The sequence below is a fragment of the Streptomyces mayteni genome, assembly GCF_054783955.1.
Genome location: NZ_BAAGPR010000006.1, coordinates 66,556 through 79,428 on the forward strand (window position 1 = coordinate 66,556; position 12,873 = coordinate 79,428).

The 12,873-nt window shown below is 70.8% G+C and carries 12 protein-coding genes; 9 read left to right on the forward strand and 3 right to left on the reverse strand.

The window, feature by feature from the left end; all coding sequences use genetic code 11:
* The first annotated feature begins 140 nt into the window (after nucleotides 1-140).
* Nucleotides 141-341 (forward strand): hypothetical protein, encoded by a 201-nt coding sequence (locus ACYVPE_RS04730; RefSeq protein WP_132821927.1) that lies wholly within the window; start codon nucleotides 141-143, stop codon nucleotides 339-341.
* On the opposite strand, the gene dcd is transcribed toward ACYVPE_RS04730, so the two are convergent.
* The 3 genes from dcd to ACYVPE_RS04745 form a co-directional block, all read right to left on the reverse strand.
* A complete protein-coding gene (dcd, locus tag ACYVPE_RS04735; protein WP_461032100.1) occupies nucleotides 309-884 on the reverse strand; it encodes a dCTP deaminase in 576 nt (191 codons plus the stop codon). The two genes, ACYVPE_RS04730 and dcd, sit on opposite strands and share 33 nt — an antisense overlap.
* A gap of 20 nt (nucleotides 885-904) precedes the next feature.
* Entirely contained in the window at nucleotides 905-1,642 is a 738-nt protein-coding gene (locus ACYVPE_RS04740) for a YIP1 family protein (RefSeq protein WP_461032101.1), read from the reverse strand.
* Between the two features lie 176 nt (nucleotides 1,643-1,818).
* Nucleotides 1,819-3,984, reverse strand: coding sequence for a (Fe-S)-binding protein (locus ACYVPE_RS04745; protein WP_461032102.1), 2,166 nt, complete (start codon nucleotides 3,982-3,984; stop codon nucleotides 1,819-1,821).
* Between the two features lie 244 nt (nucleotides 3,985-4,228).
* Between ACYVPE_RS04745 and ACYVPE_RS04750 the strand changes: the two genes are divergently transcribed.
* The 8 genes from ACYVPE_RS04750 to grpE all read left to right on the forward strand — a co-directional run bounded on the left by ACYVPE_RS04750 (nucleotide 4,229) and on the right by grpE (nucleotide 12,841).
* The gene (locus ACYVPE_RS04750) at nucleotides 4,229-4,810 is read left to right on the forward strand and encodes an NADPH-dependent FMN reductase (RefSeq protein ID WP_461032103.1); all 582 of its coding nucleotides are present in this window, start codon (nucleotides 4,229-4,231) and stop codon (nucleotides 4,808-4,810) included.
* On the forward strand, nucleotides 4,807-6,255 hold the full coding sequence (locus tag ACYVPE_RS04755; RefSeq protein WP_461032104.1) for a DHA2 family efflux MFS transporter permease subunit: 1,449 nt from the start codon (nucleotides 4,807-4,809) through the stop codon (nucleotides 6,253-6,255). Before ACYVPE_RS04750 ends, ACYVPE_RS04755 begins: the two co-directional genes overlap by 4 nt.
* A 109-nt stretch (nucleotides 6,256-6,364) precedes the next feature.
* A complete protein-coding gene (locus ACYVPE_RS04760) occupies nucleotides 6,365-7,324 on the forward strand; it encodes an LCP family protein (protein WP_461032105.1) in 960 nt (319 codons plus the stop codon).
* A 72-nt stretch (nucleotides 7,325-7,396) separates the two neighbouring features.
* Nucleotides 7,397-8,047, forward strand: a complete 651-nt coding sequence (locus ACYVPE_RS04765; protein ID WP_461032106.1) for an NADPH-dependent F420 reductase — start codon at nucleotides 7,397-7,399, stop codon at nucleotides 8,045-8,047.
* 22 nt (nucleotides 8,048-8,069) lie between these two features.
* Entirely contained in the window at nucleotides 8,070-8,819 is a 750-nt protein-coding gene (locus ACYVPE_RS04770) for a peptidoglycan recognition protein family protein (RefSeq protein ID WP_461032107.1), read from the forward strand.
* Between the two features lie 189 nt (nucleotides 8,820-9,008).
* The gene (locus ACYVPE_RS04775; protein WP_461032108.1) at nucleotides 9,009-10,154 is read left to right on the forward strand and encodes a PP2C family protein-serine/threonine phosphatase; all 1,146 of its coding nucleotides are present in this window, start codon (nucleotides 9,009-9,011) and stop codon (nucleotides 10,152-10,154) included.
* Between the two features lie 156 nt (nucleotides 10,155-10,310).
* Nucleotides 10,311-12,164: a molecular chaperone DnaK gene (gene dnaK / locus ACYVPE_RS04780; protein WP_461032109.1), complete on the forward strand. Its 1,854-nt coding sequence runs from the start codon at nucleotides 10,311-10,313 to the stop codon at nucleotides 12,162-12,164.
* Nucleotides 12,161-12,841, forward strand: a complete 681-nt coding sequence (gene grpE / locus ACYVPE_RS04785; RefSeq protein WP_461032110.1) for a nucleotide exchange factor GrpE — start codon at nucleotides 12,161-12,163, stop codon at nucleotides 12,839-12,841. The genes dnaK and grpE overlap by 4 nt, the downstream gene beginning before the upstream one ends.
* Nucleotides 12,842-12,873 lie beyond the last annotated feature (32 nt).

Sequence of the window (12,873 nt, forward strand, 5' to 3'; positions counted from 1 at the left end):
CGGAGCAGCCGGATGGCTGCTCGCCAGGAGCAGCTTACCGCATGTGGCGGTCGGCGGGGTACGCCGGAGTGGCTGCGCGGGTGATGTCAGTGGCTTCCCCTAGGGTGACGGTCGTCAGCCGGAGCAGGGAGAGGGAAGCGTTGCAGGCAGCCTTCGAGAGTGTCACCGTCGTCCGCTGTGCCGAGGGGCACGTGTTCAGTACGTCGCGGTTTCCCTTGCAGCAGTTGGGGAGTGAGCGGATCGGGCCCGGGCGGTTGTTGCGGTGTCCGCGGTGTGCGCGGTTGCGGAGTGCGGTGCCGGTGGGGGCGTCAGGTCCGGGACCGGTGGAAGTTCAGGTATGAGCGGGAGGGCGTAGGGCCGCGCTGGCCCTGGTAGCGGGAGCCGACCTCGGCCGAGCCGTATGGGCGTTCGGCCGGGGAGCTCAGCCGGAACATGCAGAGTTGGCCGATCTTCATGCCGGGCCAGAGCTTGATGGGAAGCGTGGCCACGTTGGAGAGTTCGAGCGTGACGTGGCCGGAGAAGCCGGGGTCGATGAAGCCGGCCGTGGAGTGGGTGAGGAGCCCGAGGCGGCCGAGGGAGCTCTTGCCCTCGAGGCGGGAGGCCAGGTCGTCGGGGAGGCTGATCACCTCGTAGGTCGAGGCGAGGACGAACTCCCCGGGGTGCAGGATGAACGGCTCGTCGCCCGGGGGCTCGATCGTGCGGGTCAGATCGGGCTGTTCGGTGGCCGGGTCGATGTGCGGGTAGCGGTGGTTCTCGAAGATCCGGAAGTAGCGGTCCAGCCGAACGTCGATGCTCGACGGCTGGACCATCGCCGGGTCGTAGGGATCGATCCGTACCCGGCCGGTGTCGATTTCGGTCTGGATGTCCTTGTCTGACAGCAGCACGCCCCGAGGCTACAGGGTGGCTAGAGGGTGCCCAACTTGACCAGCATCAGGACGGCGATCAGCTGGATCGCCGAGGCCGCGAGCGCGCGTGGCCACGGGATCTCGTGGGAGCGGCTGATCATCATGGTGAAGAGCAGTCCCGCGAGGAGCCAGGTGGCCCAACCCACCAGCTGGACAATGGGGTTGGCGCCACCGAGGAAGAGCGCCAGGGCGAGCCTGGGGACGTCCGTCAGCGTCATGATCAACATGGCCAGGCCCGTCGTCGGCGCCCAGATGCCGTTGCCGCCGAACTGGCGGGCCAGGTTGTGGGTGACGGTGCCGAGGAGGAGCGCGCCGAGCACCATGACCACGCCGGTGATCAGCAGGTAGGGCGCCAGCGTGGAGGCCGTGGAGTCGAGGACGGACTCGCGGGCGCTGTCCAGGCCGAAGACGGCGAGCAGGCCGTAGAGGAAGGTGACGATCAGCGCCGGGACCCACATCGCGTAGTCCCGCATGCGCCAGAAGGTGGGGCTGGGCCGGAAGACGACGCCGACGAGCAACTGCTTCCAGGGGAGCGGGGGCCCGGGCGGGGGCGCGTCGCCGGCCGGGGCCTGGTCGTCAGGTCCCGCGGGGTAGGGCTGAGCCGCGTACGGGTCGGGCGCGCCGTATCCCGGGGGGTAGCCGCCGGGAGTGGGCTGTGGGTAGGTGGGGTGCTGCCCGTACGGCGGTTGTCCGTACGGGGGCTGCTGGTCGTCGCGATCGTTCCTGAAACCGGCCACGAGTACGAACGTACCGCCTCTCGGCGGGTGGAATGCGCCGGAGGGGTCGAGATAAGCCTCGCCCGTCGCCGCGAGCGCGGTGTGGACGTTCCCCAGGCTCGCTCGACTCCCCCGGCAACCCGCCCACCGCCCGGTCGCGGCGATCATGACATGCCCGAACGGGCGGGACAAGGGTGCTATCCGGCCGGTTCCGGAGCGGGTTCGGGAGCCGAGGCGGGGGCCTTGGCGTCCCCGTTGTCCGGCTTTCGGACGGATTCGAGGAGGAGCTGGGCGACGTCAACGACGCGCAGGTCGTCCTTGATGGCGCCCGCGGTGTCGGCGGCCTGCTTGCCGTTGACCGAATCGGTCAACATGACGAGGCAGAACGGGCAGGCCGTGGAGATGATGTCCGGGTTGAGCGAGAGCGCCTCGTCGACCCGTTCGTCGTTGACCCGCTTGCCGATGCGCTCCTCCATCCACATGCGGGCGCCGCCGGCGCCGCAGCAGAAGCCGCGCTCCTTGTGGCGGTGCATCTCCTCGTTGCGCAGGCCGGGGACGCGGCCGATGATCTCGCGCGGCGGGGTGTAGACCTTGTTGTGGCGGCCGAGGTAGCAGGGGTCGTGGTAGGTGATCAGGCCCTCGACGGGGGTGACCGGCAGCAGCCTGCCGGCGTCGACGAGGTGCTGGAGCAGCTGGGTGTGGTGGATGACCTCGTAGTGGCCGCCGAGCTGGGGGTACTCGTTGGCGATGGTGTTGAAGCAGTGCGGGCAGGTGGTGACGATCTTCCTGGCGGCGGCCTCGTTGAGGGTCTCCACGTTCTGCTGGCCGAGCTGCTGGAACAGGAACTCGTTGCCCAGCCGGCGGGCGGAGTCGCCGGTGCACGACTCGTCGCCGCCCATGATCGCGAAGGAGACGCCGGCGATGTGCAGCAGTTCGGCGAAGGCCTTGGTGGTCTTCCTGGCGCGGTCCTCGAGGGCGCCGGCGCAGCCGACCCAGTAGAGGTACTCGATGTCGGTGAGGTTCTCGACGTCCTGGCCGACGACGGGGACGTCGAAGTCGACCTCCGCGGTCCACTCCAGGCGCTTCTTCTTGGCCAGGCCCCAGGGGTTTCCCTTGCGCTCCAGGTTCTTGAGCATGGTGCCGGCCTCGCTCGGGAACGAGGACTCGATCATCACCTGGTAGCGGCGCATGTCGACGATGTGGTCGACGTGCTCGATGTCGACCGGACACTGCTCGACGCAGGCGCCGCAGGTGGTGCAGGACCAGAGGACGTCGGGGTCGATCACGCCGTTCTGGTCGGCGGGCGCGACCAGGGGGCGGTCGGTGGTCTCGCCGGCCAGCAGGTAGGGCGCGGTGGCGTGCGCGTGGTCCCGCAGGGACATGATCAGCAGCTTGGGCGAGAGCGGCTTGCCGGTGTTCCAGGCGGGACACTGGGACTGGCAACGGCCGCACTCGGTGCAGGTGGAGAAGTCGAGCAGGCCCTTCCAGGAGAAGTGCTCGATCTGGGAGACGCCGAACTGGGCGTCCTCCTCTGGGTCTTCGAAGTCGATGGGTTGGCCGCCCGAGGTCATGGGCTGGAGCGCGCCGAGGGCCGTGGCGCCGTCCGCGTTCCGCTTGAACCAGATGTTGGGAAAGGCCAGGAAGCGGTGCCAGGCGACGCCCATGTCGGTGTTCATGCCGACGGTGATGGCCCAGACCATGGTGGTGCCGAGTTTGATCAGGGCGACGAGGTAGACGAGGTTCTGCAGGGCGCCGGTGGACAGCCCGTCGAAGGCGGCGACCAGCGGGTAGCTGACGAAGTAGGACGCCTCGTAGCCGGCGACGTGGTGCAGGGCTCCTTCGAGGCCGCGGAGCAGCAGGATGCAGACGCCGATGGTGAGGATGACGTACTCGACGAAGTAGGCCTGCCAGGCGGTGGAGCCGGCGAACCTGGACTTGCGCCCGGCCCTGGAGGGCAGGCTGAGCTGCCGGATGACGATCAGGGCCGCGATGCCGAGGGTCGTCATCAGCGCGATGAACTCGATGTACATCTCGTACGGGACGAAGCCGCCGAGCACGGGGAGCGTCCAGTCCGCCTGGAAGAGCTGGCCGTAGGCCTGGAGGATGGTCAGGCCGAGGGTGAGGAAGCCGATCGCCACGAACCAGTGGGCGATGCCGACGGGTGCCCAGCGGTTCATCCGGGTGTGGCCGAGGAACTCGCGGGCCAGGGTCAGGGTGCGCTGGCGGGGGTCGTCGGTGCGCTGGCCCTTCGGCACGGGCTGACCGAGGCGGAGACGGCGGACGATCTCCACGACGGCCCGGCCGAACAGCGCGACGGCGACCGCGGTGAGCACCAGCGAGACGACGATCGCGGCGAGTTGCATGACGGCGGCTCCTCGGCGTGCGGATGAGGTGGGGCTGTGGCTCGGCTGGCGGTCGGGCCGACGAGGGCTTGCAAGATAGCTCAGCGAAATCCTACTGGAGGGTAACTTCACCTGACCAGCGGATCGACATCAGCCCTGTGGGCCGCCTCGCCCGGCCGTCCGAGGCGCGACTTGACTTCAAGTTATGTTGAGATACGAGCCTGACCCGTGCACGGGAAGCGTGTCCGGGAAAGGGGACGTACACATGGAGCAGGAACGGCGTGAGCTGGCCGTCGCGGTGATCGGGGGCAGCGTGAGGGCCGGCAGGTTCGGGCCGGCGGTCGCGGTCTGGGCCGCGGATCAGGTGCGGCGACGATCCGACATGACGGCGGACGCCGTGGACGTGGCGGACGCCGAGCTGCCGTTGGACATGGGCGGATACGGCGCGGACCCCACCCCGGGGGCGCTGTCGCCCAGGCTCGCCGCGGCGGACGCCTTCGTCGTGGTCACCCCCGAGTACAACCACAGCTATCCGGCGGCGCTCAAGAACGTGATCGACTGGCACCGCGGGGAGTGGCAGGCCAAGCCCGTCGCCTTCGTCTCCTACGGCGCCATGTCCGGCGGCCTGCGGGCGGTCGAGCATCTGCGGGTCGTCTTCGCCGAGCTGCACGCCGTCACCATCCGGGACACCGTGAGCTTCCACAACGCCTGGGAGCGGTTCGACGCCGCCGGCCGGCCCGTGGACACCGAGGGCTGCGGGCGGGCGGCCAAGGCGATGCTCGACCAACTCGCCTGGTGGGGACACGTGCTCCGCGACGCCCGGGCGACCCGCCCGTACGCCTCGTGAACGCCCGGGCGGTTGCCGGCGTCATCGTGCTCGGCGCGCTGACGACGGTCCTGGACACCACGATCGTCAACGTCGCGCTCAACCCGCTGGCCCGCGAGTTCGACGTGCCGCTGACCACCATCCAGTGGATCGCCTCCGGCTACACGCTCGCCCTGGCCGCGGTCATCCCGGCCACCGCCTGGGCCATGGCGCGGTTCGGCAGCCGGCGCCTCTACCTGCTTGCCATGGGCCTGTTCACGGTCGGCTCCGGCCTCGCCGGGCTGGCCTGGAACGCGGAGTCGCTGATCGGCTTCCGGGTGCTGCAGGGCCTCGGCGGCGGCATGGTGATGCCGGTGGGCATGGCGATCATCATCCGGGTCGCCGCCCAGGAGGGCCGGCAGGGCGCCATGATGTCGCTGCTCGGACTGCCCATCCTGGTGGGGCCCGTCGCCGGACCGGTGCTCGGAGGCTGGCTGGTGGACGAGATCTCCTGGCGCTGGATGTTCTTCATCAACCTCCCGATCGGGCTGCTCACCGTGGTGCTGGCCCGCCGGATCCTCCCGGCCGACGCGCCACGGCCGGGCCGCCGGCTCGACGTGCCGGGGCTGCTGATGCTCTCGCCGGGCCTCGCCGCCGTGATCTACGGGCTGACCCGGGCCAGCGAGGGGACCGACGGGCTCGGCAACCCCGCGTCGTTCCTCCCGGTGCTCGCGGGGATCGCGCTCGTGATCGGATTCGTGGCCCGGGCGCTGACGGTCGACGAGCCACTGCTCGACCTGCGGCTGCTGCGGCGCCGGCCACTGGCCGTCGGGGCTGTGACCTCGCTGCTCTTCGTCACCGGCTACTTCGGGTCGATGCTCCTGGCGCCCATGTACTACCAGGAGGTGCGCGACACGTCGGTGTTGGTCTCCGGGCTGCTGTGCGCGCCGCTCGGGCTCGCCGCCGGAACCATGATGCAGGTGACGGGCCGGCTGATAGACCGGATCCCGCCGCGGCTGATCGTGCTGCCCGGGGTCCTGCTGGCGACGACCGGGCTCGCCGCCTTCGCCGCCCAGGCCGAGCCGGACGCCTCCTACCTCCGGCTGGGGATCACCCTGGCGGTGATGGGGACCGGCGTGGGCATGGTGATGATGCCGAACATCGCGGCCGCCACCCGCGCCATCTCCACGGCGGACGCGCCGGCCGCCTCCACCCTGCTCAACATCACCTCCCAGGTCGCCGGGGCCATCGGCCCCGCGATGATCTCCATGGTGTTGGCCGGGCAGCTCTCCACCCGGGCCGGAGCCGGCGACCCGGCCGCGTTGGCCGGTGGCTACCAGCACACCTACGTCTGGGGCGTGCTGGTCATGGCCGCCGCGGTACTGCCGGCGCTGCTGATCTCCGGGCGGCCACCGGAACCGGTCGCGGGAGAAGGGCCCATCGACCGGCCGGTCGGCGGCCGATCGAGGGAAGTCGCGGACAAATAATCCCAAAAGCCTTCAATGGGTCTCCGGTGCGCGCACGATGGACCGACATCGAGCGCGCACCGGAAGGCTGGGCAGTCGTTTGTTCGCACACACGTCACGCGGTCACGGAGTGCTGTGGTGGCTGCTCCTCGCCTTCGGCGCACTGCTCGCCATCGCGGCCGGGACCGCCCTCTGGGCCTTCCACTCGCTGGAGGGCAACATCCGCACCGACCACGCCGCGACGCGCGAACTCGACGCGCACGCCGCGGAACGGCCCCACGCGGGCACCGGAAGGGCCAGGAACGTCCTCGTGATCGGCGAGGACTTCGGCTCGGGCACCGGAAACGCCCGCTCCGACACCGTGCTGCTGCTGCACCTGTCAGGCGACGGCGAGCGGGCCCAGGCCGTCAACGTGCCGCGCGACATCGTCGTGGACATCCCCGGCTGCCGCACCCCCGAGGGCACGACAAGCGAGCCGCAGCACGCGCAGTTCAACTGGGCGTTCCAGTTCGGCGGGGCGGCCTGCACGATCCGCACCCTCGAACAACTGACCGGCGTCCGGATCGACCACCACGTCGTCGTCGGCTTCGAGGGCTTCGCGGACATCGTGGACGCCGTCGGCGGGGTGGAGGTGGAGCTCGCCGAGGACGAGCACGACCCCAACGTGGGCCACGACCTCAGCGCCGGCCGCCACCTGCTCGACGGCGAGCAGGCACTCGCCTACGTCAGGGCCCGGGTCTACGTCGGCGACGGCAGCGACCTCAACCGGCTCATGCGCCAGCAGGAGTTCCTCGGGCGCGTCTACGAGAAGGTGACGACCCAGGGAACCCTGGCCAACCCGGCCAAGCTCTACCCCGTGCTCGCCGCGGTGACCTCGTCGATCACCGCCGACCCCGGGCTCGACTCCCTCGACGCGCTGTCCGGTCTGGTGGCCGATCTGCGGGCGGTGCCGGACGGCGGCGTCTCCTTCCACACCGTGCCCACGGTGCCCCACCCCGAGCGACCCAACCGGCTGACGCTCGACCACCAACTCGCCGACGAACTCTTCGCCGACCTGCGCGCCGACCGGCCGCTGCCGGAGCGGGCCTGAGCACCCGTCGGTGCCCGGGACCGAGCCGTCGGCCGAGATGCGTGCTCCTGACGCTCGTGCTGGCATGGAGAGGTGATCATCACCATTGTGGGCACGGGCAGCATGGCCCGTGGCATAGCGACCCGCGCGCTGGCCGGCGGGCACACGGTGCGGCTGATAGGCCGCTCCGCCGAGCAGGCGGCCGCCCTCGCCGACGAACTGCGCCGGGCAGCTCCCGGCGGTGAAGGTGACGTGCACCAGTCCGACGCGATCGCCGTCGAGGACGCGGACCTGGTGGTGCTCGCCGTGCCCTACCCGGCCGGCCGAGAGGTGGCCGCCGACTACGGCACCGCCCTGACCGGATCCGTCGTCGTGGACATCTCCAACCCGGTGGACTTCTCCACGTTCGACTCGCTGGCGGTGCCGGCCAGCACCTCGGCGGCCGAGGAGATCGCGGCCGAGGCCGCCCCGGGCGCCCCGGTGGTGAAGGCCTTCAACACCACCTTCGCCGCGACCCTGTTGTCGGGCCAGGTGGCCGGACAACCGCTGGACGTACTGATCGCGGGCGACGACGAGGACGCCAAGCGAGCCGTGGCCGAGCTGGCCGCCTCCGGCGGCCTGCGGCCGCTGGACGTGGGACCGCTACGCCGCGCCCGGGAACTGGAGGCCTTTCAGTTCCTTCACATGGCGGCCCAGGAGCGACTCGGCCTCAACTGGTCGAGCGCCGTCAAGATCCTGCCCTGAGGGCCGGACCTCGGGAGTTCGCATGTGGGTTCGCCGGATCGCCCTGTGGGCCGCCGCCATCCTGCCCATCGCCAGCCTGGTGACCTGGGACACGCCGCCGTTCGTCGGCGCCACGCCGCCGGCCTCCGCCGAGAGATCGTTTCCCGCCGTGGAGCGCCCCACGGCCGCGCCTCCCGTCATCACCCGCGCGAGCTGGGGTGCCGACGAGGAACTGCGCACCGAGCCCGTCACCTACACCGGGGCGGCCCGGGCCGTCTTCGTGCACCACACCAACCACCCGGACGACTACGACTGCGCCGACGTGCCGGAGATGCTGCGAGGCATGCAGCAGGACCATGTCCTGTGGAAGGGCTGGGACGACGTCGGCTACAACTTCGTGGTCGACCGCTGCGGCACCATCTACGAGGGCCGGGGAGGCGGCGCCGACCGCTTCGTGCAGGGGGCGCACACCACGGGCTTCAACGCGGACAGCGTGGGCATCGCGGCGCTCGGCGACTTCGGCACCGAGGGCAGCGTGCCGGCCGTGCTGGTGTCGGCGATCGCCAAGATCGCGGCCTGGAAACTGCGGCCCGGCACCGACCCGCGGGGCGAGGTGCGGATGGTCTCCACCAACGACGACAGCCGGGTGCCGGCCGGCGACCCGGCCGAGCTCGACGTGATCTCCGGACATCGCGACATCGTGGAGACCTACTGCCCCGGCGACGTGCTGTACACCAAGCTTCCCGAGATCCGCGCCGAGGCGGCCCGGCTGCGGAGCGCCGCGCATGGCTGAGCGCGCGCGGCGCCCGGCCGCCGCGCCCCGGGCCGACTCCGCCGCGCCGGCCGGCCGGGTCGCCGGCGGCGGCGCCTCCTCGGCGTGCGGGCGACGCGCCGGTGACGATGACGGCCTGACCGCCCCTCCGAGGCGGCTGCCGCCTCTGCCTCTGCCTCTGCCGCTGTCGCCCGGACGGCCGGCTCCGCCGTGACGCTGCCTCTTCCTGGCCCGCTGCCCGGCGCCGGGCCCGCCCAGGTGCTGCCGCGCTGGCTGCGCCTGCTGCCGGCCGCGCTGCTGATCGGCACGGCCGTCGCCCAGCTGGCCGAGCCGCGCTCCCAGCAGTTCGGCTACCTGCTGTCCGCGCTGCCGCCGCTGACGGGGCTGATCTACGGACCGGGGCTGACGACGGTGCTCGGCGCGGCGGTGGTCGTGCTGCTCGCGCTTCCCGTGACCCGCCCCGGCCACGTCTCGGGCGGCGACCTGGCCGCGGTGGTGGCCATCACCGTGTTCAGTGTGCTGGTGTCGTGGCTCAGGGCGCGCTACACCCGCGACCTGGTGGTGTTCCGCAGCGTGGCGGAGGCCGCCCAGCGCGCGGTGCTTCCGCCGCTTCCCGAACGGGTCGGACCGGTGCGTTGCGCCGGGCTCTACCGCGCGGCGCAACGCGGCGCCCTGGTCGGCGGGGACCTCTACGACGTGCGGGCGGGGCCGCGCGGCGTGCGGGCGCTCGTCGGGGACGTGCAGGGGCACGGGGTCGCCGCGGTGGGCACCGTCGCCTCGATTCTCGGCACCTTTCGGGAGGCAGTGCTCGACGAGGCGGGGCTCGAGGGGGTGGCGGCGCGCGTCGACCGGCGGCTGCGGCTCGAGGCGGGCGACCGAGTCGAGCTGTTCGCCACGGCGCTTCTGCTCGAGTTCCCTCAGGGCGGGACGGTGGTCAGGCTCGTGAGCTGCGGGCATCCGCCGCCGCTGCTGCTCAGGGGTGGCACGGTGCGCGAGCTGACCGCTCCGCCCGGACCGCCGCTCGGGCTCGGGGTGTCCGGCGGGGGCGCGCCCCGGCTCACCGACGTCGAGCTCTCGGCGGGCGACGTGCTGCTCGGCTACACGGACGGGGTGACGGAGGCGCGGGGGCCGGACGGCACGTTCTACCCGCTGCTCGACCGGCTCGCCAGCCGGCTCGGGGCGGACGGTGTGCTGCCGCCGAGTGCCGTGGTGGACTTTGTCTGGCGGGACCTCACGGCCTTCGCCGAGGAGATCAGGGACGACGTGGCGCTCCTCTCCCTCAGCCTGGACTCCGAACCAGACGCGGGCTCGGATCCGGATGTCGAGGGTGAGGTGTCCTTCGATTCGGGCTTGTAGAACTCTCATGGTCACGGAGAGTAATCGCTTGAGTGTAAGGTCAGGATAAGAGTTGAGTCAGGTTCGCTCAGGTCATTTGACTGGAGGTGCCGGCTGAGGCAGTCTTGAGTCAGTTACGCTCAAGCCAGCGACGTCAAGCAGCCGGAGGAAACTGAAATGGCACGTGCGGTCGGCATCGACCTGGGTACGACGAACTCCGTCGTCAGTGTTCTCGAAGGCGGTGAGCCCACCGTCATCACCAACGCCGAGGGCGCCAGGACCACGCCGTCCGTTGTGGCCTTCGCGAAGAACGGCGAGGTGCTGGTCGGCGAGGTCGCCAAGCGCCAGGCCGTCACCAACGTGGACCGGACGATCCGGTCGGTCAAGCGCCACATGGGCACCGACTGGAAGATCGGCCTGGACGGCAAGGACTTCAACCCGCAGCAGATCAGCGCCTTCATCCTGCAGAAGCTCAAGCGGGACGCCGAGGCGTACCTGGGCGAGAAGGTCACCGACGCGGTGATCACCGTCCCGGCGTACTTCAACGACCACGAGCGCCAGGCCACCAAGGAAGCCGGCGAGATCGCCGGTCTGAACGTGCTGCGGATCGTGAACGAGCCGACCGCGGCCGCCCTCGCCTACGGCCTGGAGAAGGACGACCAGACCATCCTCGTCTTCGACCTCGGTGGCGGCACCTTCGACGTCTCGCTGCTCGAGATCGGCGACGGCGTGGTCGAGGTCAAGGCCACCAACGGTGACAACCACCTCGGTGGCGACGACTGGGACCAGCGCGTCGTGGACCACCTGGTCCGCCAGTTCGCCAACGCGCACGGCGTCGACCTCTCCAAGGACAAGATGGCCCTCCAGCGGCTGCGCGAGTCCGCGGAGAAGGCGAAGATCGAGCTCTCCTCCTCCACCGAGACCACGATCAACCTGCCCTACATCACGGCCTCGGCCGAGGGCCCGCTGCACATGGACGAGAAGCTCACCAGGGCGCAGTTCCAGCAGCTCACCTCCGATCTGCTGGAGCGCTGCAAGACCCCGTTCCACAACGTGATCAAGGACGCCGGCATCCAGCTCTCCGAGATCGACCACGTGGTGCTGGTCGGTGGCTCGACCCGGATGCCCGCCGTCGCCGGTCTGGTGCGTGAGCTCACCGGCGGCAAGGAGGCCAACAAGGGCGTCAACCCGGACGAGGTCGTGGCCATCGGCGCCAGCCTCCAGGCCGGTGTGCTCAAGGGCGAGGTCAAGGACGTCCTGCTGCTCGACGTCACCCCGCTGTCCCTCGGCATCGAGACCAAGGGCGGCATCATGACCAAGCTGATCGAGCGCAACACCACGATCCCGACCAAGCGCTCCGAGATCTTCACCACGGCCGAGGACAACCAGCCGTCCGTGCAGATCCAGGTCTACCAGGGCGAGCGCGAGATCGCGGCCTACAACAAGAAGCTCGGCATGTTCGAGCTGACCGGTCTTCCGCCGGCGCCGCGCGGGATCCCGCAGATCGAGGTCACCTTCGACATCGACGCCAACGGCATCATGCACGTCTCCGCCAAGGACCTCGGTACCGGCAAGGAGCAGCGGATGACCGTCACCGGAGGCTCTGCGCTTCCGAAGGACGACATCGAGCGGATGATGCGCGACGCCGAGCAGTACGCGGAGGAGGACAAGCGCCGCCGCGAGGCCGCCGAGACGCGCAACCAGGCCGAGCAGCTGAAGTACACGACGGAGAACTTCCTCAAGGAGAACGCGGAGAAGGTCCCCGGCGACGTCAAGACCGAGGTCGAGGCCGCCATCGCCGAGCTGGCCGAGCAGCTGAAGGGCGAGGACACCGCGGCCATCCGCGAGGCGTCCGAGACGTTGGCCGCCACCAGCCAGAAGCTTGGCCAGGCCATGTACGCGGACGCGCAGGCGGCCCAGGCCGCCGGTGGCGCGGCGCCCGGCGCCGCGCCGGGCGCGCAGGGTGCCGACGAGGACGTCGTCGACGCCGAGATCGTGGACGACGACAAGCCGAAGGGCGGTGCCGCGTGACGCAGGACCCGCAGGGCTTCGACAAGGAGCCCGAGGTCCCCGACGCCGAGGCGGCGAACCAGGACGTGCCGGCCGAGTCCGCCGCCGAGTCCCCCGAGCGGGCCGGCGCGGACACGGCGGCCGGGGACACGATCCCCGAGCCGTCGGCTGCCGACCTCCAGGACGTGGCGCTGACCGCCCAGCTCGACCAGGCTCGCTCGGCGCTGAACGAGCGCACCCAGGACGTGCAGCGGCTCCAGGCGGAGTTCCAGAACTACCGCCGGCGCGTCGAGCGCGACCGGATCGCCGTCAAGGAGGTGGCGATCGCCAACCTCCTCACCGAACTGCTGCCGGTGCTGGACGACATCGGTCGCGCGCGGGACCACGGCGAGCTGGTCGGCGGCTTCAAGCACGTCGCTGAGTCGCTCGAGATGGTGGCGGCGAAGATGGGCCTCGCCCAGTTCGGCAAGGAGGGCGAGCCCTTCGACCCGATGATCCACGAGGCCCTGATGCACAGCTACTCGCCGGACGTCGCGGAGACCACGTGCGTGCAGATCCTCCAGCCGGGGTACCGAATCGGCGACCGGACGATTCGCCCGGCCAGGGTCGGAGTGGCCGAGCCGCAGCCGGGCAAGCCCGCCGACCAGGACGAGAGCGCGCCCGAGAAGGACAACGGCGGTGGCCCTGACGAGGGCTGACGCCACGGTGGTGGGGAAGGAGGAACGCCGGG